Raw genomic sequence first — 23,699 nt, 5'->3', positions numbered from 1 at the left:
ATATTTTTCGTTTAAAGAGTATTATAAGGGATGAATTCTACATTAAAAATCAAAAGACAAGTAGCTATGTGGTATTCAAGCGAGATAAAATAAAGCTTCGTCCTATTTTACTTGTGAATCAAGATATCTCCTTTGAGGTGTTAACATGAAGCGATATTTAACGGCAGTTTTCATTGCCATAAGTGTAGTAATATTAGTCTTGGGATTACGAATTGATTCCCAATGGACTGGAGCTGCCTCTTGGGGGCTAACTTTAATATGCCTCATCTTCGCAGCTTATTTTACGAAATATATTCCTGATGAGAAAACTCCGAAAAGAAGGAAGTAAACCTAAGAGGCTTACTTCCTTCTTTTGTTTGGTACTGATAAAGCTACTATTTAAGGCTATTTATCGGAATAAAAAGTAATATATCATCTTGATTAGTTGGATTTCCTCTTCCGTCCGTATTATTCGTGATTGCATAAAGTCCTTCTGGAGTAGATAGTACATCTCGAACTCGTCCTACATCGGAAATGATTAGTTGTTCTGTCTTCGCAATTGGATCAAATTCTCGAATCCCCTCTCCACGTAAAGAAGCAAAATAGAACTTCCCTGTTAAAAAGGTCATTCCTGATGGCGCCCATGTCGTCTCACCTGAATGAATAATAGGAGCCTCCATTCCTTCCCGTCGTTCATCACCTTGAATAGTTGGCCAGCCGTAGTTTTTCCCTTTTTGTATCCGATTAATTTCGTCATGAGCACTGGCACCATGTTCCGTAGCATATAATTGACCTTCATTATCCCAAGCTAGACCTTGTGGATTTCGGTGACCATAAGAATATACATAGCTGTTTTCAAATGGATTATCATCTGGAATACTACCATCAAGGTTCATTCTTAGAATTTTTCCAGCTAAACTATTTATGTCCTGAGCTAATTCAGGAACAGTAGCATCACCAGTTGTAATGTAAAGTCTCTTGTTAGGTCCTATCTCAATTCTTCCACCTTGGTGAAACTTACCTCCTGGTATTTGATCAAGTAATGTTGCCGTTTCCTTCCACGAATCATTTGTTTGCTTTATTTCCACAACTCGTTGAAAATAATGACCTCGTTCTACATAGGAGTAGTAGGCATATGCTGTATCAGTAAAGCCTTCCGGAAATGATATACCTAATAAACCTGCTTCAGGTTGATTGGATAAATCTTTCTCTAATTGAACCCGCTTTCGACTTATCTTTTGTTCTTCGATTTCCACAATAAAACCTGTTCGCTCACTAATATACAATTTCTCTTCAATCTTCACAATTTCCCAAGGCACTTGAAGATTTGTAGCAATTATCTCATATTTTATCTGCTCGCTATTATTCATTGCTTGTTCTTTGGAACCAGTAAGCGTATTTTGCGCCTGTGAGCAACCAGTTAGAATGAGGATAACTAGGGCAATAAGGGGATAAAGAATTCGTATACAAATCAACTCCTAACAATTAGTTTATTATCTTCATTCTAATGCAATTTAGGAATTTTTATAAGTGAATAAACTATTGAATACAAAAAAAATCCTGGAGGATACTTCCTCCAAGATCTTTCTAAATCATTTTAGCACGTTTTGCTGCTTTTTCACGTTCATTTTTATTTAAAATTTTCTTACGTAAGCGAATGGATTCTGGTGTTACTTCACAGTATTCATCTTCATTTAAATATTCGAGCGCTTCTTCCAACGACATGCTCCGTGTTTTGCGAATAACTGCTGTCTGGTCTTTCGTTGCAGAACGAACGTTTGTTAAATGCTTTTCCTTTGTAATATTAACTGTTAAGTCATTTTCACGGTTATGTTCACCAACAATCATACCTGCATAAACCTCAGTACCTGGTTCAACAAAAATAATTCCGCGATCCTCTAGACCCATAATTCCATAGGTTGACGCTTTTCCATTTTCCAGTGCTACAAGTACACCCTGTCTTCTTCCACCAACTTGTCCCTTAATTACTGGCTCGTACGCTTCAAAAGTATGGTTTAAAATACCATATCCACGAGTTTCTGACATGAATTCAGTTGTATACCCAATTAATCCACGGGAAGGAACCTTGAATTCTAAGCGAACTTGTCCATTACCAAAGTTCACCATATCCAACATTTCACCTTTACGTTGACCAAGTGATTCCATGACAGCTCCAGTATGTTCCTCTGGTACATCAACTTGAACACGTTCAACCGGCTCACATAGAACGCCATCAATTTCTTTTAGAATAACCTTTGGTTTGGAAAGCTGTAATTCATAGCCCTCTCTACGCATGTTTTCAATTAAAATGGATAAGTGTAATTCGCCACGTCCCGATACGACCCAAGCATCTGGTGATTCCGTTGGATCAACACGTAAACTTACATCTGTCTCTAACTGTTTCATTAGACGCTCTTCAATTTTACGAGAAGTAATGTACTTTCCTTCTCTGCCAGCAAAAGGACTATTATTAACAACAAAAGTCATTTGCAGGGTTGGCTCATCAATATGCAATAATGGTAATGCATCCGGATGATCCTGTGGACAGATTGTTTCTCCCACGTTAATATCATCTAGACCAGAAATAGCTACAATATCCCCAGCAGATGCTTCTTCAATTTCTAATCGCTTTAAGCCAAAGAAACCAAATAATTTACTAATTCGGAATGATTTTTGTGAGCCGTCCTTTTTGAGGACTACTACTTGTTGGCCAACATGGATCTTCCCACGAACAACACGCCCAATTCCAATACGCCCAACATAATCATTGTAATCAAGCAAAGTAACTTGAAATTGTAATGGTTCCTCACGGTTATCAATTGGTGCTGGAATATGTTTAATGATGGTTTCAAAGATAGGATCCATTGTTTCTTTTTGTTCATCTGGCTCATATCCAGAAGTACCATTTAATGCAGATGCATACACAACTGGAAACTCTAGCTGTTCATCATCTGCTCCTAGCTCAATAAATAAATCAAGTACTTCATCCACTACTTCCTCTGGTCTAGCATTTGGACGGTCTATTTTATTTAAAACGACTATTGGTGTTAATTTTTGCTCTAAGGCTTTTTTTAATACAAACCGTGTTTGTGGCATAGTCCCTTCATAGGAGTCAACCACTAGAGCAACACCATCAACCATTTTCATTATCCGTTCTACCTCACCGCCAAAATCAGCGTGTCCAGGTGTATCTAAAATATTTATTCTTGTATCGTTATAGCTAATGGCTGTGTTTTTTGCTAAAATGGTAATTCCTCGTTCACGCTCAATATCATTTGAGTCCATGGCACGCTCATCTACATGCTCATTTTCACGAAAAGTACCAGAGTATTTTAGTAATTGGTCCACTAAGGTAGTCTTTCCGTGGTCTACGTGAGCGATAATTGCGATATTACGAACATCTTCTCTAAATTGCATAAAGTACGCTCCTCTTATTTCCGAGTAGAATCAAACTAGACAATTATATCATAATATGTCTTTTTTGTCTTGTTTTTATTTACTGGATGTGATTGGAAAAGTTAGCGTAAACTTCGCTCCACCTAACGTGGATTTTCCTGCTTCAATTTTTCCATCAAATTGCTCAACAATTGCTCTAGAAATTGCCAGTCCAAGACCTGTCTCCCCATTCTTACCTTTCACAAATCGATGAAAAATATGCGGTCTGAGCTCATCCTCAATCCCTTCTCCATCATCTTCAATAGTCATTATCACATGATTATCTTCCTGCCTAGCTGTCAAAAGAAGCTGTTTATTTCCATGTCGGAGTGCATTAAAGGTGAGATTTAATAGTGCTTGTAACAGCCTTTCCTCATCTCCATATATTTGTATCGTGTCATCTATATTCCGCTTCAAGTCCATTTCTTTTTCTGTAGCTAATGGTAATGCACGTTCCATTACCTTATCAAACAAAGAATTTACTCCGAATAATTCTTTTTGATAGGTGACCTCCTCACTCTCCAATTTAGCAAGTAAAATCATTTCATTAATGATTTTCTTTAAGCGGCTAACCTCCGTAACAATGACCTCAAGACCTTTTTCTTCTTCCTTCTCATCAAATACCTTCTCCCTTATTCCTTCTGCATATCCTTGAATAGTCATAAGAGGTGTTTTTAATTCATGACTAGCATTTTGAAAGAAGGTTTGCTGTGTGTTGATGTAGCGCTGTAGTTCATTTGCCATATCATAAAAGCTTTGCGACACTTCCTTTATTTCACCAGTCGCTTGAATCGGTTCAATTTCGTCAAATTTCCGCTTTTCAATTTTCTTTAACTGATAGTTAAGCCTAGTTAGCGGGGTCACAAGCTTATTCGTTAAAAAATAGCTAAGAACAATAACCACTACTGCTCCAACAGCAAATACAATTAGCATTCGTTGAATAAAATTATGTTGAACCACCTGAAGATCGCCAAGTGGGGTTAAGAGAATTAATTCTAACCCAAGACTTTTCGGGACAAATAAAATTCTAGAAGTTACATACTTCTCCTTCCCATATTCCCAAAGCTCCTCATCGTTATTCGAAAAATCATTATTCATGAATAATCCGGTTACTATTTGCTTTGGTAAAGTGGAGTATAGTACTGTATTTTGTTCCCTATCATATAAAAACAATTGTAAATCCTGGTCCTGTAGAAACTCATTAAAGCCAATGAGATTCTGTCTTGAAATAAATGCATCGTCTAAAACGTTAACTAAAATCTCACCTTTTTGTTCCAGCTGTCTCTGTTCATCCTGAATTAATAAATTCAAAATTAGTGAGTATATCACATAGCCTGTGACAGCCATAATTATTAATAGTAAAGCAGTAAAGGCAGCATTTAATTGATATTGAAGTTTCATCATGATTCCTCTTTATCTCGTAAACGGTAACCATACCCCCATACCGTTTCTAGTGGTAATTCTTGAAATTTTTTTCGAATTCTTTTCACTAAATCATCTACCGCCCGGTCACTACCAAAGTAGTCTTCCCCCCAAACCTTCATCAATAATTCTTCACGGGAAAAAGCTCGATTTACATTTTCAGCAAACAGAATTAACATATCAAATTCTTTCGTGGTTACATCTTGTTCTATTCCATTCCAAAAGACCCTACGGTCACTCTTATTAATAACGAGTCCATCCACTACAACCTGTTCTGTAATTTCCTGTTTCACTTCGTCTGGACGATATCGTTTAAATACTCTTTTCACTCTGGCGATAAGCTCCCGAGGACTAAATGGTTTCGTTAAGTAATCATCTCCACCTAATTCAAGCCCTAGAATCTTATCAATCTCTTCATCCTTAGCAGATACAATAATGATTGGAACATCACTTTCATTTCGTACCAGCCTACAAAATTCATAACCGTCCATACCGGGAAGCATTATATCTACAATCCACATATCAGGTGGATTCGTTTTCCAAAGTGATAGACCTTTTTCAGCACTTTCTACTACAGAAACCTGATAGCCCTCTTTTTTTAAGAAGGCAGAAATAATATTTTGAATGTTAGGGTCATCCTCAATAACAGCAATATGATAATTCATACATCTCACCGCTTTGCTATTTTCTTTGCTTCTATTTTCACAAAAAATAAGTTAGGAAACAATATATTTCCCTTAATTCCACACTTATTCCACATTTATACCAAAGCTATTCCGAGGCTTTAGGATATGCTATAAATAACCTTTTATGAAAGGAAGAATCGTATGGAATATAATGAGCGAAACGACGATACAATGGAAACAACTCAAAATGATAGTACTTCAACTTCTGAAGCAATAACCAATCTTTCAGAAGAAAGTGAGGATCCTGGCTTAACAAAACCAAATAAAGTCGTTAAAGAGAAAAGAGTTAAAGGAAAAAGCCCATCAAGCATACGGGCATTTTTTGCCGGTATGTTAGGGGGGCTAATACCTGCAGTAATTGTGTTAATACTAATCATGAATAATCTCATCCCAACTTTCGAGAATGATACATCAGGAGGAGCTATAGCTGATAAAAGTGATACGAATAAGCAAAATGTAGTGACAACAATGGCTACAGATGATGCAGAGGCATCTACTAATTTGGCCGAGGTTTCCGAAGCAGTTGTTGGTGTTTCAAATATGAAGAGACAAAGTATTTGGACGCAAAGTGAGGAGACCGGAACTGGTTCGGGTATTATTTATAAAAAAGAAAATGGCAAGGCTTATGTCATTACAAATCATCATGTTGTAGCAGGAGCAGAAGAGGTTGAAGTTGTCTTATCCAATGATGAACGAATGAAAGCAAAGGTTCTTGGCTCTGATGACTTATCTGATTTAGCAGTACTTGAAATTGACGGTAGCAAAATCGACCGAGTTGCAACACTTGGCACGACAGATGGAAAACAAGTTGGAGAAACCGTGTATGCCATCGGAAACCCACTTGGTATGGAGTTTGCTAATTCCTTAACAAAAGGTATTATAAGCGGATTAAATCGCTCTGTATCAATGGATACGGATGGAGATGGTGCAGAAGATTGGGTTACTGAGGTTATTCAAACAGACGCCGCTATTAATCCTGGTAACAGCGGTGGTGCCCTAGTAGATTCTAGCGGTAAGGTTATTGGAATCAACTCTATGAAAATTGCTATGACACAGGTAGAAGGAATTGGGTTTGCAATCCCGATAGACGCAGCACTTCCTATTGTTGAACAATTAGAATCAAATGGCAAAGTAGAGCGACCATTTATCGGAATTAGCATGGCCTCCATTAATCAAGTACCAATGCAATACCGTCACAACATCATCCTCCCTGAAGAAGTAGAGGATGGTATGGTGGTTGCAAGTGTAGAGGCAGGCTCACCAGCTGATAAGGCAGGCTTACAGCAATTTGATGTCATTACTAAAATAGACGGTCATGATACTCCTTCAGCATTAGAGCTAAGAAAATATATGTATACAAAAACGCAAGTAGGAGATTCCGTAAAACTAGAGATCTATCGTAATGGTAAAAAACAGATTATTGAACTTAAGCTGACACAAAGAAACGATTAATCTAAATAGGAAGGGACATCCCCCCTTCCTATTTTTTATTCATTGCTCTTTTTTATCGATATTATATATAATATGATTTAACTGTATGATTTAAAGGAGTGTTAGTATGAAATGTCAGCATTGTGGCCATGAATCAGAGAGCGGCAGGTTCTGTTCCAACTGTGGGGGATTGCTGGAGCATAGCGAACTGGTACAAGAACAGCCGAAAGTTGAAGAAACGGTTCCATATGAATCAATGGAGATAGAGCAGACTGAAAGTGTTAACGAACAAGTTGAATTAAATGATTCAACGGGTTCCCTAACTGCTCTCCATACGAATTCTAATCAATCTCAAAAAGAACAAACGAAGAAGCAAGAGAACAAATCAGATTTCACAGATCAGCTTACTTTAGTTTTTGCTAACTTTGGACACTTTTTCCTTACATTAGTAAAGCAACCAACTATGGCGCGAAAGGCAAACCATAAAGATTTATTTTCATCACTTATTACAATTGTTGCTTTCGCATTAATTGTTGCATTTACACTCTTCTTACCACATGCTTTTATTGCAAGAAGTACATGGTTCATGCCTGCACCATCTATATTTTATGAATTATTTATGCCATTATTATTAGTTATCATTTTATTAGCCGGCATTGCTTCATTAACCTATGTAGCAGCTAAAATTACTAAAGTAGATTTTACATATTTAGACGTAATTGGTAAGTACGGAGCGTATTTATTACCATATGCCCTTCTATATTTAGTAGGTGCTGTACTGTCGATTGGACATTTACCATTTTTACCTACAATTCTCTTTACCATTAGTATTATGGGACCTATATTTGTAATACCAGCTTGTATATTATATGAAAAAGAGGCTACTGGATTAGATCGAATTTATACATTACTTGGTCAGTATTTTGTATCCTTCTTATTTATCTTCCTTGTGGCAAATTCTTTAATCGGTGCATTTATGAGAGATGTCTTCTACTTTCTAAGATAGGTAAATTATTACAGAAGCGGGACCAAACTTAATTCGTTTACGGGTTCCCGCTTTTTTATTAACCTAAAAATAAATCAAGTATATTCATTCCGGCTGAGCTATTTTTATTATAGAACTCGGAATATCCACAGTTATTACAATAGACAACAACAAATTGATTATGCTGGATATCAAACATTTTTGATAGCCCTGTTCCTGTCATCGCTACTTCTTTCTTTGAAGCATCCATACTACCACATTTCATACAGCCTCTATTCTCACTCATCTTCATCACGCTCCTTCATTTTATTACGGTTTGCCTAACTATAATGTTTCAAAAAATAACACAGCCATAGCTAAAATGGCTGTGTACAATTTATTCCTCTAACTCATTCTCATAGCGGTTATGATTTGGTGTTACTCCAGTAAAATACCCCCGTTCATCAGCAGCAACAAATTCCTCTATATCCTCTACACTGCTAATATTTTCGTCGCTGTTTGGGTACATCTCATCATAATTTTCCTGATCTCCATATAGGTCTGAACCTGTTTCAGAAGTACCATACCTACTTACTTCCTGCCAAGCATCTTCTGCATCGTAGCCTACCTGAGTCTCATCGGTAGCCTCATCAGGGTTAATATTCGGACTGAATACTTCCTCTTCAACCGTTCTATTTCGCTCAAACGTAATATTGTTTGCGTGGTTTATACAACGATCAGTCGTAGGCACTGCTTGTAGTCGCTCAAAAGGAATGTCCATTCCACACTCCTTACAAATCCCATACGTTCCTTCCTCAATAGCGTGCAATGCTTTATTTATTTCTTCTAATTCCTTTTCAGCATGCTCATTAAGTGCTATATCCTTCTCTCGTTCATAAAGCTCGGTTCCATGGTCAGCTGGATGATTATCGTAATTGGATAGCTCACTCATCGATTCCTTTATTAATTCATAATTTAGACCAAAATGATCCTGAACGTGTTCAATTAATTCATTCTGCCTCAGTAGCAATGCATTTTTACACTCACTTTTCTGTTCATTCGATAACATGTATTAGCCTCCTTATTCGTTGGGGTTTTACTTCCCCTGAACCTGTGATAAAAGGTAGCTAATCTTACTATGTGTAATAGAATTATATTGATTCTTTAATTTCCTTCTAACAACATGTCAATATGTGGAATACCATCCTCCAAATATTCAGAAGAGATTTGCTGAAACCCCAAGGATTCATAAAATCCTTTTAAATAAGCCTGTGCTTGAATTCTAACAGTGCTTTCTTGCCACTTTTCATCAATAATATGGAGTGCATTTTCCATGATTTCTCGAGCATAGCCACGTGATCTAAACTTTTCTACTACCAGGACCCTCCCAATTGCTGGAGTCTCCTTATAGACAAGTCCTTTAGGGAGAAGTCGAACATATGCAGCAATCTCCCCCTCAACCGTTAAATAATAATGTAATGATTTTTGGTCATAATTATCTAACTCTGGATATGGACATTCTTGTTCAACAACAAATACATCTGTTCTAGCCTTTAAAATTGCGTATAATTCTTGGACGGTCAATTCATTAAAGCTTTTCAACTGCCAATGCATGCACTATCACTCCAATTGCAAATTTGCTTTTATAATGTTGAAAATAATTATATAGTAGAATCAGGAAGGGAGTGCTACATAATGCTTACACAAAATACAAAAATCGGCTTTATAGGAACAGGTGTAATGGGAAAAAGTATGGCCCTGAATTTGCTAAAGGCTGGTTATTCTGTTCATGTTTTTAATCGTACAAAAGAAAAAGCTCAGGAATTATTGAACAATGGAGCGTTATGGAAGGATAGCATTAAAGAGCTTTCTCAAGAAGCGAATGTTATTATTTCCATTGTTGGATATCCAAAGGATGTAGAGGAAGTATATCTAGGAAGCGGTGGAATTATTGAAAACGCGAAAAAGGGTGCATACCTAATAGATATGACAACCTCAAAGCCGTCTTTAGCAATGCAGATTTTTAAGAAAGCAAAAGAAAAGGGCTTATACTCCCTAGATGCTCCCGTTTCAGGAGGAGACATTGGTGCGAAAAATGGTACACTTGCCATTATGGTTGGAGGGGAACAGGAAGCCTTTGATACAGTTTTCCCGATATTTGAAGTGATGGGTAGCAACATTATCCTTCAAGGAAAGGCTGGTGCAGGACAACATACAAAGCTAAGTAACCAGATAGCAATTGCCTCCAATATGATTGGTGTCTGTGAAGCTATTGCCTATGCGAAAAAAGCTGGACTTGACCCAGTAAGAGTTTTAGACAGTATTACGACTGGCGCAGCTGGGAGCTTCTCTTTATCCAAGCTTGCACCCCGTATGATTGAGGGAGATTTTGCACCTGGCTTTTATGTGAAGCATTTCATCAAGGATATGACCATTGCAATTGAATCAGCAAAGGAACTAGGATTATCAACTCCAGGCTTAGAATTATCACTTAAGCTCTATCAAGAGCTTGCCGAGAAAGGTGAAGCTGATAGTGGAACACAAGCATTGATTAAATTATTTGCAGCTACACTTTAATTATTCTTCTGGTTATCAATTATTTGTTGAACGACAAATGCTAGGCTATCGTTCCCGAAAAGCTGAAGTACCGCTAACACTGTCTCATCTGCTATTTCTTCAGAATCCTTTTTGGGAACGGTTAATTCTATCATTTCTTCCAACACCTTTTTTTTTCCCTGACTAGGATATGCAGCGTGATATAGTTCCATTGGGTCTAAATCACGATTGATACACCACTGTGCAAAAACTAATATCATCATTTTTTCATCGTGCTGATATTTTTCAATAATATAATCTTCCATTGCTTTTTTATCCATTTTAGTCACCTACTTTTTGAAGTAAAAAAATCCACATGAAGCTCAACGCTTGTTTTAATTCTTGTGATAATCCTTCATGATGTTGTTTTTTAACTCCTTCTTTATACACTCCGAAGCCATCAACCACTTGAAAATCCATTTCCTTAGCAAGCTGAAGAAACTCCCAAGGCATCATCGAATTACAAATTGTATGTTCACCGTACACCTTTCGATAGTCATTACCTCTTGGCCCGGCAGTTGGACCTAAAATTCCAACACAAAGTAATCCACTGGGTTTCAATATCCTACGAATTTCCGTTAGGGCAAGTGATGGCACTTCCACCCATTCAAGAACATTGATACATAATACACCGTCAAAGGAATGCGATTCTATTGGTAAATCGACTACATCTGCCTGCTGAAATGGAATGGCTTGTAATCGTTCCTTTGCCTTTACAATCATTTCCTCTGATAAATCAATTCCCATAACCTGATAGCCTAGTGAGTGTAATTTATATGTACCATAACCATCACCACAGCCAACATCCAATATTTTTGCGCCTTGATTTAGATGTTTATCTAAAAAAGGAATAATTTCTTTCCGGCTTCCCTTATCCCACATCTGTTTACTGCGTTCACTCCAGAACTCCGCTGTTTGATCCCATTGCGTTTTTGCTTTCTTTACCCAATCAAACTTACTCATGAAACTACCTCCTAATATAAGATAAAGTAAAACTTCACAAGAATCGTAAAAATATGGTGTGTAAGACATAAAAAGGCTTATCTCAGATGAGATAAGCCTTGTGGTTGTGGTTTAATTATAGTTTAACAACGTTAGCTGCTTGTGGTCCACGGTTACCTTCAACGATTTCAAATTCAACGTCTTGACCTTCTTCAAGAGTTTTGAAACCATCAGTTTGGATTGCTGAGAAGTGTACGAATACATCGTCACCGTCTTCGCGCTCGATGAAACCGAAACCTTTTTCTGCGTTAAACCATTTTACTTTACCAGTCATTTATATGACCTCCTTATCAATAGCTTGCAAAGTATAATTGAATCATTAATACTTTTACCCAAACTCTGATAAAGAGATCGTAAAGTATTACAAACTTCAATTTCCTTTTGCTATTTATAATGTACCTGTTTAAGAAGAAAAAAGCAAGTATCTCAGATATATTTAAGAAAAAAATTAAATTCCGTGTTACAAATATAACTTATTTGTAATATTCTGCTTTACTTTTGGAAATGACAGGTAATCTCCAGTAGGGTAAACTAAACTAATAACAATTATTGGTTTTTATAAGGGGGAACTGACATGCAAACCTTTACTGACCACCTCGGAAGAACAATTCAATTCGATTATCCACCTAAACGAATTGTCTCTCTTGTTCCAGCAATCACTGAAACCATGTATTATTTAGGACTTGAAGATGAGATTGTCGGAAGAACAAGGTTTTGTATTCACCCTAAAGATAAAGTGCTCCTTGCTAAAAATATTGGCGGCACAAAGGATATTAATATTGATCGTATCCATCAAGTAAAACCAGATCTTATCATTGCTGAGAAAGAGGAAAATACAAAAGAAATCGTAGAGACACTGGAAAGGTATTATCCTGTTTTTGTATTTGAGGTACAAAATACGTTAGATGTTTTTCGTATGATCGAAGATTTAGGGTTGTTAACGGACACAAAGATTAAAGCTAATAATTTAACTAAACAAATCCAAAACGTATTACAAAATTTACCTCATGTTCATAACAAACGGGCCGCATACGTTATTTGGAAAAATCCCTATATGGTCGTCGGCAGAGATACATATATTCAATCCTTACTCGACAAAATGGGCCTTATTAACCCATTTACTTTATATGACGGACGATATCCAACCGTCTTTGAACAGGACTTTCTAAAGGAAAATCTAGACTACGTCCTGTTAGCTACAGAACCGTATCCGTTTCGTGAAAAACACCTGAAGGAATGGTTAGAGTTACTACCGAATGTTACCCCTTTATTAGTTGATGGGGAAATGTTTTGGTACGGGGCTAAGATGCTGCAAAGCGGGAAATATTTTAATAATCTCTTCCAGAAGCTTTAATATTGCTTGGTCTTCGTAGAGTGACCAAGCAACTTTATTTTTTGTCCTTGTGATTAACTGGGGTACCTCTCATTAGCTTTTCAAAACGCATTAACTGATCATCTTTTGTTTTCTGATGAGAGGAAGAGTTCTCATCATGCTGTACGTTAGATTTTATACCAAATTGAACTCCTGCAGAAGAATTAATAATGCTTTCCCGTTTTCCATCAGAATGGGGAGTCGTTTCCCTTCCAGTATTACGCTGAGTCACGGCTGCTGCCTCCTCTTTTTCATAATATCCTACCCTCTTAATATACCCGAAAGCAAAATGTCCTATTATCGTTTCTTTCCCTTCTAAAACACTTCGAAAAGTTACTATTCTCTTCCTATCTACTAACATTATCCTGTTGAATTTTTGGTAAAAACTTGTTAAACTATACTCTTGCAAGATTATAAAAAAGTAAATAACGACTACCAACATTTATATCTTGCAAATATGAATGATAGGTGGTAATGAAATGGAAAAATATCGAGTATTATTGTACTACAAGTATGTAGACATCGAGGATCCTGAAATCTTTGCAAAAGAGCATTTAGCTTTTTGTAAAGACGCTGGTTTAAAGGGTAGAATTCTAGTAGCGAAAGAGGGAATCAATGGTACTGTTTCTGGTACTGTCGAGGCTACCACGAAGTATATGGAAATGATGCACAACGACCCTCGCTTTGCTGATTTAGTTTTCAAGGTAGACGAAAGTGATGGTCATGCATTTAAGAAAATGCATGTTAGACCACGTAAAGAGCTTGTAACCCTTCGTTTGGATGAAGAAGAGAATGTTGATCCTAAGGAATTAACTGGTGAGTTTTTATCTCCGAAAGAATGGTATGAAGCAATGCAACGTGATGACGTCGTTATTTTTGATACACGTAACGACTATGAATATGAATTAGGACATTTCCGTGGCGCACTTAACCCGGATATTGATAATTTCCGTGATTTACCAGAATGGGTACAAAAAAACAAACATTTGATTGAAGGTAAAAAGATTTTGATGTACTGTACTGGTGGAATTCGCTGTGAGAAATTCACTGGCTGGATGATTAAGCAAGGATTTGAAGATGTTGCACAGCTTCATGGGGGAATTGTAACCTATGGTAAAGACCCAGAAGTACAGGGTGAGCTATGGGATGGACAATGTTATGTATTTGATGAGCGCATCTCTGTACCAATAAATCGTAAGGAACATGTTGTTGTAGGGAAAGACTTCTTTGATGGCAAACCTTGCGAGCGTTATGTAAATTGTGCAAATCCAGAATGTAATCGACAAATACTCTGCTCAGAAGAGAATGAACATAAATATATGCGCGGATGCTCACACGAATGTCGTGTACACCCACGTAACTTATATATTAAAGAACACAACCTTTCACAAGAAGAGATTCAACATCGATTAGATGTTATTGCTAAAGAAAATCAAGTTGCTCAAGAAGCGTAAGAAAAAAAAGACGATCATCATTGAACTGCACCCCAATTGTTAGACACAAATAACAATTGGAGGTGCAGTTTTTTTATGGCCATTATCGTATGATTGTTGCCGAGTAGGCATTTGAGCATTTAATAGTTTCCTGTGATAATTTATGCTATTCTCAAGTGGAAAGGGGGAATTATTAATGAATGTACATGATTTTTCCGTTGGATCAATTAAAGGAGAAACCATTCATCTATCCCAATACAAGGGAAAGGTACTATTAATTGTAAATACAGCAAGTAAATGTGGGTTTACACCCCAATTAGATGGTTTACAAAAGCTATATGAAACATATCATGGTAAAGGATTTGAAGTCCTTGGTTTCCCTTGTAATCAATTTGGGAATCAGGACCCTGGAACGAATGAAGAGATTGATGGCTTCTGTAAAGTAAATTATGGTGTTACCTTTCAGATGTTCCAAAAGATAGACGTGAAGGGGCCAAATGCACATCCCCTATTCAAATTTCTAACAGAAGAAGCAAAAGGGTTTGTAACGAAGGAAATCAAATGGAATTTCACGAAGTTTCTAGTTGATCAAAACGGAAGTGTAATAAAACGGTATTCACCACAAACCACTCCAGACAAAATTGAAAAGGATATTGAACACCTTCTCCAATAAAAAAAACTCGATGGATAGCCATCGAGTTTTTTTATCAAAGAACCTTTGCTAAGAAGTCTCCTGCTCGCTTTGTTTGTGGATTATCGAAAAAGGATATTGGCTCTCCTTCTTCAATCAGTTGTCCACCATCCATAAAGATAATTCTATCTGCCACTTCCTTTGCAAAATTCATCTCATGAGTCACAACAACCATAGTCATTCCACTTTTAGCCAGATCCTTCATTACATCCAAGACTTCCTTAACCATCTCTGGATCTAGTGCAGAAGTCGGCTCATCAAATAACATGATTTCTGGTTCCATGGCAAGTGCCCTAGCAATCGCCACACGCTGTTTCTGACCACCGGATAAGCGGTTTGGATAGGTGTCCATTTTCTCTGTTAAACCAACTTTAATCAATAATTCCTTTGCAATTTTCTCTGCTTCCCCTCTCTTCTGATGCTTTACCTTCATTGGAGCGTACATAACATTTTCTAATGCTGTCATGTGGGGAAACAAATGAAAATGTTGAAAAACCATTCCAATATTCTTCCGGATCTCAAGTTTATTTATCTTGGGTTTGGTAATGTCCATTTCATGTAATAAAATTTGACCACTTGACGGGGATTCCAGTAAATTTATACAGCGCAGAAAGGTAGATTTCCCTGAACCTGATGGACCAATCACTGCCACAACTTCTCCATGTTCAATCGTTGTTGTAATATTTTCTAAAACTAAGTTATCACTAAAGCTTTTAGAAAGATTATTTATCTTAATCACTATGCCTCATCCTCCGTTCAACCCATCTACCAATAGTAGATAGAATAAAAACCATCACCCAATAAATTAGACCGGCAAACAGTAACGGTTCGAAATTACGGTATAATTGCGAACCAACTATCTCTGCTCTTCGCATAATGTCTAGATAGCCGATTGTTGAAACTAATGCCGACTCCTTTGTTAAGGAAACAAATTCATTCATCAATGCAGGCAAGATGTTCTTAATTGCCTGGGGCAGAATAATATTCAGCATCATTGGTCTATAAGCAACTCCTAATGCTTCAGCCGCTTCAACCTGTCCTTTATCGACAGCCATAATTCCCGCACGAATGATCTCCGATACATAAGCAGCCGAATTCAAGCCAAAAGCTAATACAGCACTTAAAAACACTGGAATATCATATTGAAATAGCTGTGGCACTGCATAATGAATAATCATCAATTGTAAGATTAATGGTGTACCACGAAAGATCGAAGTATAAGCATCTGCAGGCCACTTTAACCATTTTTTATTACTAATTTTACATAATGCAAATATTGTTCCTAAAATTAAACCTAATAGGATGGATACACTGACAAATTTTAACGTTGCTCCAATTCCTTCTAAAATAAAAGGAATTGAAGGCACGATTTGGCTAAAGTCCAAATTCATGCCTTCACACCTCACCTTCTAGCAATAAAGTTATTCATATTCTGATAACCATTTATCCTTTAGTTCCTGTATAGTTCCATCTTCTTCAAGCTTCTTCAGTATTTTGTTAACATCAGCAGCTAATTCACTTCCCTTTGGAAACGCTATTGCCATACCTGGTGAGCTAGTTGTTGGATCATCAAAGCCAACAAAGCCTTGTGATTTGATATAACCTATTGCAACAGTCTTATCCATATAAGCAACATCAATACGATTCGTATTTAGTTCCTGAATAAGAATACTAGCATTATCTATTTTCTTTATTTCAAACCCATATTCTTCTGCTAATTTCTCTGCACCTTCCTCTTGAATTGTTCCAAGCTGTACACCAACTATTTTCCCTCTTAAGCTTTCTAAATCCTGAAAAGCGTCCTCAGCCTTCGTAATAAACATTTCTCCTGAATGATGATATGACTCAGAAAAGTCTACATTCTTGCGTCTATCCTTTGTTGCACTCATACCAGAAAGCACCATATCTACTCTCTTAGACTGTAAGGAACCTATCAAACCATCAAATTCCATATCTTCTATCTTTATTTCATAACCTAATTCATCAGCAATTTTCTTTGCTAAATCGGCGTCAAAGCCAATAATATTACCCTTGTCATCAAAGGATTCAAAGGGTGGGAAGTCAGCTGAGGTTGCAACCTTTAATATTTTTTTTCCTTCTTTATCCATTGAATTTGCCTCTCCAGAGCTACAGGCAGCTAATAGACTCAGTAATAAGATAAATAAAATTCCTATTTTCGCTTTTTTCATGTTGAACTCTCCCTTATAAATATAATTGCAATTAAATAAATATTCATTTTGGTGTATAAAAATTACTTCTTACCTTTAAATTCAGCTTGTATCGATTCATATAACTTCGTATCTGTAATCACATCAAAGCCTGTATATGCTAATGCGAGGGCACCTGACCTCAATGCCTCAAAGCCATCTTCTGTTATCGTTTGATTGGCAAACTCCTTTGTATGTGCAATTAGTCCTGGTTTATTCATTCCAATATACGGATGAATTGCTGGAACAACTTGACTGACATTTCCCATATCAATTGATCCATAGGTTTCTTTTGCAGACAATATTGGTAGTTTACTAGTCTGTTCTAAGTTATTAGTAAAAGCAGCTGATAATGCTTGATTCGTTTTCATTTCATCATAGCTTAGCTCATAATTGGAAATTTCTAGTATTGCACCAGTCATACGTGCTGCACCTTCAGCAATAGCTTTCACTTTTTCTACTACTTGATTTAAATAGGAACGTTCTTTTGCACGTATATAAAATTGTCCAACTGCATAATCTGGTACAACGTTAGCAGCTTTCCCACCCTCAGAGATAATTCCATGAATTCGTACATCAGGTAATAGGTGCTGCCTTAATGCATTGATACCATTAAATAATTGAATAACACTATCAAGTGCATTAATTCCTTCCTCAGGTGAAGCAGCAGCATGTGAGGTTTTTCCAGTATAAGCAAATTGAATAGCATCCATTGCTAAGGAATCTCCACTAATATGGGATTGATCACCCGGATGAAGTATCATAGCAACATCGATATCATTAAATATCCCCTTTTCACTCATAGGCACCTTTGCACCATTTGTTTCCTCTGCCGGGGTTCCTAGTACGACAACACTCCCACCAATTTCCTGGATTATTTTACTCAAGGTTATCCCTGCACCGGCGCTTATCGTGCCAATCAAATTGTGTCCACATCCATGACCTACAACCGGTAAGGCATCATATTCGGCTAGAAAGGCTACCTTTGGGCCAGGCTTATCACTATGGTATTCTGCTCGAAATGCTGTAGGTCTTCCTACTATGCCCACCTCTACTTCAAATTCATGCTTACTTAATAAATCAACAAGTAGTTTCATAGATTCAAATTCCTGGTCACCTAATTCTGGATTTTCATACATCTTGTTAGCAATTGACCATAAATCATTTTCTATTTTATGTAATTCCTTTTTCAACAAATTTTTCATAGTATACTCCTTTTATGCATATTTATTAACTCATGTGTATATTTATAACATTATTTCAATAAATATTCAACATTTTTTTTGAAAAAATATCGAATTCACCCGACAGCTCTAAATCCATAAAAAAGAGGGCCCTAGTAAAAAAACTAGGCCCTCATCTATCCACGAATTAATATGCTCTTGCCCAATACACCATCTCTTTTGCTTCTTTTCCACAGCAGACACAGCTATTAGCAATCTTATCCTGTTCGAACGGTATGCAACGAGAGGTTGCAGTTGTTTCTTCTTTAATTTTTTCCTCACATGCAAGGTCACCACACCACATTGCCTTGATAAATCCACCTTTTTCTACTGCCTGTTTGAATTCATCCATATTCTTAGCTTCTCTAGTCATTTCATTGCGGTGTGTCAATGCTTTATCATAAAGATTTTGCTGAACTTCCTCAAGTAAAGCTGGTAATCGTTCTTGTAAGTCATCTAGTGCAACAAATTCTTTGTCGCCAGTATCCCTGCGAACTAATACAACCTGCTTATTTTCAATATCCTTTGGTCCCATTTCAATACGAACTGGAATACCCTTCATTTCATACTCATTAAATTTCCATCCTGGCATCTTATCACTTGCATCAATATCAACCCGTACCAGGGATCTCAACTGGTCACGTAATTCATATGCCTTATCGAGAACTCCCTCTTTGTGCTGTGCAATAGGTACAATCATAGCTTGAATTGGTGCAATTCTTGGTGGCACTACCAAGCCACGATTATCACCGTGTACCATAATTAATGCACCCATGATTCTAGTAGAAACTCCCCAAGAGGTTTGATGAACAAATTGGCTCTTTCCATTTTCATCAAGGTACGTAATATTAAATGCTTCTGCAAAACCTGTTCCAAAATGATGGGATGTTCCAGATTGTAGCGCTTTTCCATCATGCATTAGTGCTTCAATTGTTAAAGTATACTTAGCACCAGCGAATTTCTCTTTATCGGTTTTACGACCACGAAGTACTGGAATAGCTAAGTAGTGCTCCACTAAATCGGCATAAACATTCAACATACGATCTGTTTCCTGCTTCGCATCCTCATCTGTTGCATGTGCTGTATGTCCTTCCTGCCAATGGAACTCAGAAGAACGTAAAAATGGACGGGTCGTCTTTTCCCAACGGACTACATTTGCCCACTGATTATATAGCTTCGGTAAGTCACGATAAGAATGAATGTTTTTGGAATAATAATCACAGAAAAGAACCTCTGATGTAGGACGAACTGCAATTCTTTCCACTAATTCTTCATTGCCACCATGAGTAACCCAAGCTACTTCAGGTGCGAATCCTTCTACGTGATCTGCCTCCTTTTGTAGTAGGCTCTCTGGAATAAATAATGGGAACGCAACATTGGAGTGACCGGTTTCCTTAATCATACGATCTAACTCATTTTTAATATTTTCCCAGATAGCATAGCCATATGGCTTAATAATCATGGTTCCTCTTACTTGACCATATTCTACTAATTCTGCTTGCTTCACCACATCGGTATACCACTGGGCAAAGTCATCCTCCATGGCTGTAATTTTTTCAACAAACTCCTTATTTTTCTTGCTCATGAACAGCACCTCTTTAAATAAATTAATTTTTGAGAACACAAAAAAACCTCGGAATCCACATAAGGGACCGAGGATTGGTGGTACCACCCTTGTTTACTACCGATAGACCGGTAGTACACTTGACTTGATAACGGTCAATGACCGCGCACATCTTCATGACGTATCATCCGATGGCGAACTCCAAGGCAGGTTCCAATTTTTGTCTATGGAAATTCTCACCAACCATTTCCTCTCTGAATAGACTGTTTAAATTGTACTAATCCTTTTCAACGTTTCCATATTTCTTATATTAAACTTAAATATAAAGTGCTTCCTTACGAATGTCAAGTATCCCCAATACGAATCGCGTCTTCTCAACTATTTATTCCTTTTTTAGCTTATGAATATCGGGTTCATCTGCAATTTCAGTCTGTAGTTGATTTAATGTTCGGTGATCCCTCCTAACTGCTGGGGGGATTTTATTTAGTATATATCCATGTAGAAAAGGCTCACAACAAGAGATAAAAAAAGAACCTAATAATGCCAATGTAATCAATGGAATATCATATCCTATGAACACATAGCTGAAAATAAGTAATAGCACAAAGGCTAACCCAAAGTCTGATATCGTCGCATTAATATTTCCTGCATATCTTAAAATAATTAAATCTCCAATGAGATAAGAAACAATTGTAGTAAATAGGCTAATCAGAATAATATCCATGAGACTCGTCTCTTGAAATACACTGTAGAGAGCAAAGACAGTAAAAAGTACCGCACCAAATTTAATTCCAAGGATTTTTAAATGATTCAAATTCCATACACCCCTTCTTTACATCATTACCTATATTTTGACCTAATTTGTGTTATTTACTTATAAGGTAATGTTACATACACATAAATAGGGGTAAAACAGAAGGCAGCTTTTGTCATTTATAAAGCTGCCTTGTCTCTTAAAATATTATATTGATAATAAACAAAATAATCATGATGATTTGCACGAAAACCTTAGCAAATGTTCCACTTAAAAATCCTAACAACGAGCCAATAGATGCCTTAAAAGCTTCCTGAAAGGTTCGCTTCTGAAGCATTTCAATGATTAGAACAGCGACAAAAGGTATAATAATTATCCCGAATGGTGGTATAACAAATGAGCCAATAATGACAGCAATAGCCGCACCACGTTCGCCCCACTTACTACCCCCAAACTTCTTCACAAAGTAGCTGTTTGCTACAATATCCGCCACAAAAAGAATAATAGTAAAAATAACCATTATCGTCCAAAAGATGAAGCCTAATTCGTCCCCATTAATACCGAATTGATACAATAAGAAGCCAATCCAAATGAGTAGTACAGATGGAATAATTGGATAAATTACTCCAACAAAGCTTAGGATAAATAATGCTACAATTAAAATCCAAATAATGATCTCAATCATCAGTTACTCCTTTACTCTTTTCTGAAACATACTAGAAAGCTTTCTTTCCTCTTTCGTAATAATACGTTTATAATTCTCTAAATGTTTCACAACACTTAAGACAGATAGAAGAACTACAATCATTGTTGGCTCTTCTCCAAAAAAATAATACGTTGTTACTAAAAAAGAAATATACATCATCAAGACACCAATAACAAGATAATCTGTTGCGAAAGTAAAAATGAATAGAATGGCAATACCGATCAGTGCAATTTTCCAATCTATTGCTAGTAAAATTCCGACAAGTGATGCTGTTCCCTTTCCTCCATTAAACTTCATTGTAATTGGAAAATTGTGACCAAGTATAACTGCCATCGCCGTAACATACACTAATAAAATTTGAGTATCACCTGTTATACTGTTTTCATTTAAAATGTAAAGCATGAATAAGATAGCAAGGGTACCTTTAAAAATATCAATAAGTGCAACTAAAATTCCATATTTCCATCCTAATAGAATAGTAGTATTGGAAGCCCCAGCATTTTTAACACCTGAATTTTTTATATCTATTTTTTTATATTTACCAACTAATTGAGAACCATGTATACATCCAAACGCATAACCAATTAGAATACTGATAAGGAAATACATGTTTTTCCCCCTTCATGTTCTTCATTTGTTATTTTTATTCTAATATAAGACAGTGGTATTGGATACAGTATTTTTAGAAAAAAGGGCACTGAATGAAGACTAGATTAATACCTTTAAATACAAAAAGCCCGCATAATTTCATGCGAGCTTCCGTCCACTTATCTAAATTCCAACAGCTACTCATTAACTTTGATTCCGATTACTTCCCTTATCACTTTCCGATGGTAGTGGATCTATTGTATGTTTATACCCATACCCTTTGTCCAGTGTTAAGATTGATAAGGCAACGACGATAATCGTAATAACTATACATACAATCGCAACTACCCAAATCATCGTAATAATCTTTCTCCCCCCCTACCATAGAAAAAGCCCTTGTTAGTATATTAACTATATTCTAACACGAAACAGATATATTGCTAGCCAAATAATTATAGGATGTTTTTAAAAAATCTTTCGCTTTACACATATACGATAATGCCTTTCTTTTCATCTTAACAGTATTAATGTTAAAATAGTGCTGATAATTATTTAGGTACATCTTTGCACCGGTAATAGCTATCCTTCCGCAATTTCAATCAAGAAAAGAACGATAAATCGTCGTTATGATAATAGCCCATAGCTACAGGAATATAAAGGAGCTGTCATGTAATGGTATCGGTAACGGAGAAAGAACATATCCACTCGTTGAAATCAAAAAAGAAGCCCATTGTGTCTTACAAAAATATATGTAAATCCTATGGTGATACAGAAGTATTAAGAGGGATTAATCTTGCTATTCACCCAGGAGAAAAGGTTGCCCTCATCGGACCAAGTGGCTCAGGAAAAACAACAATAATACGAATGCTAATGACGCTAGAGCAACCAACTTCCGGAGAGATTATCGTTGATGGTAAGAACCTTTGGCAGATGGAGAAGAATGGTAGACTTGCCAAAGCAAATGAAAAACATTTACGAGCGATTCGTGGAGATATCGGAATGGTGTTTCAACATTTTAACCTTTTCCCGCATATGACGATATTACAAAACTGTATGACTGCTCCAGTTCATGTAAAAAAGGAAGAAAGATCCAGTGTCAAAAGACGTGCCATACAAATGCTCGAAAAGGTAGGACTTGGCGATAAGCTAGATAGCTATCCTAGCCAATTATCTGGTGGACAAAAGCAACGCGTCGCTATGGCAAGAGCACTTGTAATGCGACCAAAAATTATGCTATTCGATGAGGTTACATCTGCCCTTGACCCAGAACTAGTTGGAGAAGTACTAGAGGTTATTCGTGATATTGCTAAAGAGGGCGAAATGGCAATGGTGCTCGTAACGCACGAAATGGATTTCGCACTTGATGTGGCTGATCGAGTTATATTCTTGGATAATGGTGTTATTGCAGAAGAAGGAACACCAAGTGAAGTACTTGAGGAATCGAATAATGAACGATTACAACAATTTTTACATCGTTTTCGGAGCTAGTTGACCTGTTTGTTATGGGATTAATGAAGAATGAATTAATTATAGAGGATATTACTTTTAAGAGAGAGGCTGGGACAAAACCCCAGTAAATAAAAAAAGAGTGGTACTTACCTAAACAGGTGAATACCACTCTTTTTATGCACACAAAAAGGACACCTT

At 36.7% G+C, this 23,699-nt stretch carries 28 protein-coding genes and 1 other annotated feature; of the genes, 8 read left to right on the top strand and 20 right to left on the bottom strand.

Annotated features, from left to right (window positions below):
• Positions 1–145 precede the first annotated feature (145 nt).
• A complete protein-coding gene (locus HNR27_RS17065) occupies positions 146–328 on the top strand; it encodes a hypothetical protein (protein WP_212920656.1) in 183 nt (60 codons plus the stop codon).
• Positions 329–374: 46 nt separating this feature from the next.
• On the opposite strand, the gene HNR27_RS17060 is transcribed toward HNR27_RS17065, so the two are convergent.
• The 4 genes from HNR27_RS17060 to HNR27_RS17045 all read right to left on the bottom strand — a co-directional run bounded on the left by HNR27_RS17060 (position 375) and on the right by HNR27_RS17045 (position 5,501).
• Positions 375–1,445 carry a PQQ-dependent sugar dehydrogenase gene (locus tag HNR27_RS17060; RefSeq protein WP_429340603.1) on the bottom strand — a complete coding sequence of 357 codons (1,071 nt, stop codon included), beginning with the start codon at positions 1,443–1,445 and terminating at the stop codon, positions 375–377.
• Positions 1,446–1,566: 121 nt separating this feature from the next.
• Positions 1,567–3,396, bottom strand: coding sequence for a translational GTPase TypA (gene typA / locus HNR27_RS17055; RefSeq protein WP_429340584.1), 1,830 nt, complete (start codon positions 3,394–3,396; stop codon positions 1,567–1,569).
• A 75-nt stretch (positions 3,397–3,471) separates the two neighbouring features.
• Complete coding sequence (locus HNR27_RS17050) at positions 3,472–4,818, bottom strand: sensor histidine kinase (RefSeq protein WP_429340583.1); 1,347 nt, start codon at positions 4,816–4,818, stop codon at positions 3,472–3,474.
• On the bottom strand, positions 4,815–5,501 hold the full coding sequence (locus HNR27_RS17045; RefSeq protein ID WP_429340582.1) for a response regulator transcription factor: 687 nt from the start codon (positions 5,499–5,501) through the stop codon (positions 4,815–4,817). The genes HNR27_RS17050 and HNR27_RS17045 overlap by 4 nt, the downstream gene beginning before the upstream one ends.
• A gap of 162 nt (positions 5,502–5,663) precedes the next feature.
• Here HNR27_RS17045 and HNR27_RS17040 point away from each other — a divergent pair, with 162 nt between their 5' ends.
• The gene (locus HNR27_RS17040) at positions 5,664–6,974 is read left to right on the top strand and encodes a S1C family serine protease (RefSeq protein WP_429340581.1); all 1,311 of its coding nucleotides are present in this window, start codon (positions 5,664–5,666) and stop codon (positions 6,972–6,974) included.
• 106 nt (positions 6,975–7,080) lie between these two features.
• Positions 7,081–7,959, top strand: a complete 879-nt coding sequence (locus HNR27_RS17035) for a zinc ribbon domain-containing protein (protein WP_429340580.1) — start codon at positions 7,081–7,083, stop codon at positions 7,957–7,959.
• A gap of 58 nt (positions 7,960–8,017) precedes the next feature.
• Here HNR27_RS17035 and HNR27_RS17030 read toward each other — a convergent pair whose 3' ends face one another.
• From HNR27_RS17030 to HNR27_RS17020, 3 genes are all read right to left on the bottom strand, one after another.
• Entirely contained in the window at positions 8,018–8,224 is a 207-nt protein-coding gene (locus HNR27_RS17030) for a zinc ribbon domain-containing protein (protein ID WP_212920660.1), read from the bottom strand.
• A 90-nt stretch (positions 8,225–8,314) separates the two neighbouring features.
• A complete protein-coding gene (locus HNR27_RS17025; RefSeq protein WP_429340579.1) occupies positions 8,315–8,986 on the bottom strand; it encodes a TraR/DksA C4-type zinc finger protein in 672 nt (223 codons plus the stop codon).
• A gap of 95 nt (positions 8,987–9,081) precedes the next feature.
• Positions 9,082–9,531, bottom strand: coding sequence for a GNAT family N-acetyltransferase (locus HNR27_RS17020; protein WP_429340578.1), 450 nt, complete (start codon positions 9,529–9,531; stop codon positions 9,082–9,084).
• Here HNR27_RS17020 and HNR27_RS17015 point away from each other — a divergent pair.
• The gene (locus tag HNR27_RS17015; protein WP_429340602.1) at positions 9,526–10,494 is read left to right on the top strand and encodes an NAD(P)-dependent oxidoreductase; all 969 of its coding nucleotides are present in this window, start codon (positions 9,526–9,528) and stop codon (positions 10,492–10,494) included. The genes HNR27_RS17020 and HNR27_RS17015 overlap by 6 nt on opposite strands.
• Here the strand turns inward: HNR27_RS17015 and HNR27_RS17010 are convergent.
• The 3 genes from HNR27_RS17010 to cspD all read right to left on the bottom strand — a co-directional run bounded on the left by HNR27_RS17010 (position 10,491) and on the right by cspD (position 11,788).
• Positions 10,491–10,793, bottom strand: a complete 303-nt coding sequence (locus HNR27_RS17010) for a hypothetical protein (RefSeq protein ID WP_429340577.1) — start codon at positions 10,791–10,793, stop codon at positions 10,491–10,493. The genes HNR27_RS17015 and HNR27_RS17010 overlap by 4 nt on opposite strands.
• Position 10,794: 1 nt before the next feature.
• Positions 10,795–11,475 (bottom strand): class I SAM-dependent methyltransferase, encoded by a 681-nt coding sequence (locus tag HNR27_RS17005; protein WP_212920665.1) that lies wholly within the window; start codon positions 11,473–11,475, stop codon positions 10,795–10,797.
• 115 nt (positions 11,476–11,590) lie between these two features.
• On the bottom strand, positions 11,591–11,788 hold the full coding sequence (cspD, locus tag HNR27_RS17000; RefSeq protein ID WP_188385451.1) for a cold-shock protein CspD: 198 nt from the start codon (positions 11,786–11,788) through the stop codon (positions 11,591–11,593).
• A 300-nt stretch (positions 11,789–12,088) separates the two neighbouring features.
• On the opposite strand from cspD, the gene HNR27_RS16995 reads away from it, so the two are divergent.
• Entirely contained in the window at positions 12,089–12,868 is a 780-nt protein-coding gene (locus tag HNR27_RS16995) for a helical backbone metal receptor (protein ID WP_429340576.1), read from the top strand.
• A 34-nt stretch (positions 12,869–12,902) separates the two neighbouring features.
• Here the strand turns inward: HNR27_RS16995 and HNR27_RS16990 are convergent, their stop codons facing one another.
• Positions 12,903–13,118 carry a hypothetical protein gene (locus HNR27_RS16990; protein WP_429340575.1) on the bottom strand — a complete coding sequence of 72 codons (216 nt, stop codon included), beginning with the start codon at positions 13,116–13,118 and terminating at the stop codon, positions 12,903–12,905.
• A 247-nt stretch (positions 13,119–13,365) separates the two neighbouring features.
• Here HNR27_RS16990 and trhO point away from each other — a divergent pair, with 247 nt between their 5' ends.
• Together trhO and HNR27_RS16980 are read left to right on the top strand one after the other, a co-directional pair.
• Positions 13,366–14,340, top strand: coding sequence for an oxygen-dependent tRNA uridine(34) hydroxylase TrhO (gene trhO, locus HNR27_RS16985; RefSeq protein ID WP_212920668.1), 975 nt, complete (start codon positions 13,366–13,368; stop codon positions 14,338–14,340).
• 175 nt (positions 14,341–14,515) lie between these two features.
• Positions 14,516–14,992, top strand: a complete 477-nt coding sequence (locus HNR27_RS16980) for a glutathione peroxidase (protein ID WP_429340574.1) — start codon at positions 14,516–14,518, stop codon at positions 14,990–14,992.
• Positions 14,993–15,026: 34 nt separating this feature from the next.
• On the opposite strand, the gene HNR27_RS16975 is transcribed toward HNR27_RS16980, so the two are convergent.
• The 9 genes from HNR27_RS16975 to ytzI all read right to left on the bottom strand — a co-directional run bounded on the left by HNR27_RS16975 (position 15,027) and on the right by ytzI (position 22,409).
• Positions 15,027–15,749 (bottom strand): amino acid ABC transporter ATP-binding protein, encoded by a 723-nt coding sequence (locus HNR27_RS16975; RefSeq protein ID WP_429340573.1) that lies wholly within the window; start codon positions 15,747–15,749, stop codon positions 15,027–15,029.
• Complete coding sequence (locus HNR27_RS16970; protein ID WP_429340572.1) at positions 15,742–16,401, bottom strand: amino acid ABC transporter permease; 660 nt, start codon at positions 16,399–16,401, stop codon at positions 15,742–15,744. The genes HNR27_RS16975 and HNR27_RS16970 overlap by 8 nt, the downstream gene beginning before the upstream one ends.
• 30 nt (positions 16,402–16,431) lie before the next feature.
• A complete protein-coding gene (locus tag HNR27_RS16965; protein ID WP_429340571.1) occupies positions 16,432–17,199 on the bottom strand; it encodes a substrate-binding periplasmic protein in 768 nt (255 codons plus the stop codon).
• 62 nt (positions 17,200–17,261) lie between these two features.
• Positions 17,262–18,422, bottom strand: coding sequence for a M20 family metallopeptidase (locus HNR27_RS16960; RefSeq protein WP_429340570.1), 1,161 nt, complete (start codon positions 18,420–18,422; stop codon positions 17,262–17,264).
• Positions 18,423–18,588: 166 nt separating this feature from the next.
• Complete coding sequence (proS, locus tag HNR27_RS16955) at positions 18,589–20,025, bottom strand: proline--tRNA ligase (RefSeq protein WP_429340569.1); 1,437 nt, start codon at positions 20,023–20,025, stop codon at positions 18,589–18,591.
• Between the two features lie 59 nt (positions 20,026–20,084).
• Positions 20,085–20,304 (bottom strand) — a binding site (T-box leader).
• Between the two features lie 82 nt (positions 20,305–20,386).
• The gene (locus HNR27_RS16950; RefSeq protein ID WP_429340568.1) at positions 20,387–20,818 is read right to left on the bottom strand and encodes a DUF2512 family protein; all 432 of its coding nucleotides are present in this window, start codon (positions 20,816–20,818) and stop codon (positions 20,387–20,389) included.
• A 139-nt stretch (positions 20,819–20,957) separates the two neighbouring features.
• On the bottom strand, positions 20,958–21,443 hold the full coding sequence (locus HNR27_RS16945) for a DUF456 domain-containing protein (protein ID WP_429340567.1): 486 nt from the start codon (positions 21,441–21,443) through the stop codon (positions 20,958–20,960).
• 3 nt (positions 21,444–21,446) lie between these two features.
• The gene (locus tag HNR27_RS16940; RefSeq protein WP_429340566.1) at positions 21,447–22,073 is read right to left on the bottom strand and encodes a glycerol-3-phosphate acyltransferase; all 627 of its coding nucleotides are present in this window, start codon (positions 22,071–22,073) and stop codon (positions 21,447–21,449) included.
• Positions 22,074–22,256: 183 nt separating this feature from the next.
• A complete protein-coding gene (ytzI, locus tag HNR27_RS16935; protein ID WP_212920678.1) occupies positions 22,257–22,409 on the bottom strand; it encodes a YtzI protein in 153 nt (50 codons plus the stop codon).
• 315 nt (positions 22,410–22,724) lie between these two features.
• Between ytzI and ehuA the strand changes: the two genes are divergently transcribed.
• On the top strand, positions 22,725–23,540 hold the full coding sequence (gene ehuA, locus HNR27_RS16930; RefSeq protein WP_429340565.1) for an ectoine/hydroxyectoine ABC transporter ATP-binding protein EhuA: 816 nt from the start codon (positions 22,725–22,727) through the stop codon (positions 23,538–23,540).
• Positions 23,541–23,699: the final 159 nt, after the last annotated feature.

Source organism: Ornithinibacillus bavariensis (assembly GCF_050433565.1).
GTDB classification, from domain to species: Bacteria; Bacillota; Bacilli; order Bacillales; family Amphibacillaceae; genus Ornithinibacillus; species Ornithinibacillus bavariensis.
The sequence above is the reverse complement of the archived record's forward strand: the minus strand, read 5'-3'. Positions and strand labels throughout refer to the sequence as shown.

Coding starts and splice junctions, on each gene's coding strand:
- HNR27_RS17065 (WP_212920656.1), top strand. CDS start 146: ATGAAGCGATATTTAACGGCAGTTTTCATTGCCATAAGTGTAGTAATA.
- typA (WP_429340584.1), bottom strand. CDS start 3,396: ATGCAATTTAGAGAAGATGTTCGTAATATCGCAATTATCGCTCACGTA.
- HNR27_RS17050 (WP_429340583.1), bottom strand. CDS start 4,818: ATGATGAAACTTCAATATCAATTAAATGCTGCCTTTACTGCTTTACTA.
- HNR27_RS17045 (WP_429340582.1), bottom strand. CDS start 5,501: ATGAATTATCATATTGCTGTTATTGAGGATGACCCTAACATTCAAAAT.
- HNR27_RS17040 (WP_429340581.1), top strand. CDS start 5,664: ATGGAATATAATGAGCGAAACGACGATACAATGGAAACAACTCAAAAT.
- HNR27_RS17035 (WP_429340580.1), top strand. CDS start 7,081: ATGAAATGTCAGCATTGTGGCCATGAATCAGAGAGCGGCAGGTTCTGT.
- HNR27_RS17030 (WP_212920660.1), bottom strand. CDS start 8,224: ATGAGTGAGAATAGAGGCTGTATGAAATGTGGTAGTATGGATGCTTCA.
- HNR27_RS17025 (WP_429340579.1), bottom strand. CDS start 8,986: ATGTTATCGAATGAACAGAAAAGTGAGTGTAAAAATGCATTGCTACTG.
- HNR27_RS17015 (WP_429340602.1), top strand. CDS start 9,526: ATGCATGCACTATCACTCCAATTGCAAATTTGCTTTTATAATGTTGAA.
- HNR27_RS17020 (WP_429340578.1), bottom strand. CDS start 9,531: ATGCATTGGCAGTTGAAAAGCTTTAATGAATTGACCGTCCAAGAATTA.
- HNR27_RS17010 (WP_429340577.1), bottom strand. CDS start 10,793: ATGGATAAAAAAGCAATGGAAGATTATATTATTGAAAAATATCAGCAC.
- HNR27_RS17005 (WP_212920665.1), bottom strand. CDS start 11,475: ATGAGTAAGTTTGATTGGGTAAAGAAAGCAAAAACGCAATGGGATCAA.
- cspD (WP_188385451.1), bottom strand. CDS start 11,788: ATGACTGGTAAAGTAAAATGGTTTAACGCAGAAAAAGGTTTCGGTTTC.
- HNR27_RS16995 (WP_429340576.1), top strand. CDS start 12,089: ATGCAAACCTTTACTGACCACCTCGGAAGAACAATTCAATTCGATTAT.
- trhO (WP_212920668.1), top strand. CDS start 13,366: ATGGAAAAATATCGAGTATTATTGTACTACAAGTATGTAGACATCGAG.
- HNR27_RS16980 (WP_429340574.1), top strand. CDS start 14,516: ATGAATGTACATGATTTTTCCGTTGGATCAATTAAAGGAGAAACCATT.
- HNR27_RS16970 (WP_429340572.1), bottom strand. CDS start 16,401: ATGAATTTGGACTTTAGCCAAATCGTGCCTTCAATTCCTTTTATTTTA.
- HNR27_RS16965 (WP_429340571.1), bottom strand. CDS start 17,199: ATGAAAAAAGCGAAAATAGGAATTTTATTTATCTTATTACTGAGTCTA.
- HNR27_RS16960 (WP_429340570.1), bottom strand. CDS start 18,422: ATGAAAAATTTGTTGAAAAAGGAATTACATAAAATAGAAAATGATTTA.
- proS (WP_429340569.1), bottom strand. CDS start 20,025: ATGAGCAAGAAAAATAAGGAGTTTGTTGAAAAAATTACAGCCATGGAG.
- HNR27_RS16945 (WP_429340567.1), bottom strand. CDS start 21,443: ATGATTGAGATCATTATTTGGATTTTAATTGTAGCATTATTTATCCTA.
- HNR27_RS16940 (WP_429340566.1), bottom strand. CDS start 22,073: ATGTATTTCCTTATCAGTATTCTAATTGGTTATGCGTTTGGATGTATA.
- ytzI (WP_212920678.1), bottom strand. CDS start 22,409: ATGATTTGGGTAGTTGCGATTGTATGTATAGTTATTACGATTATCGTC.
- ehuA (WP_429340565.1), top strand. CDS start 22,725: ATGGTATCGGTAACGGAGAAAGAACATATCCACTCGTTGAAATCAAAA.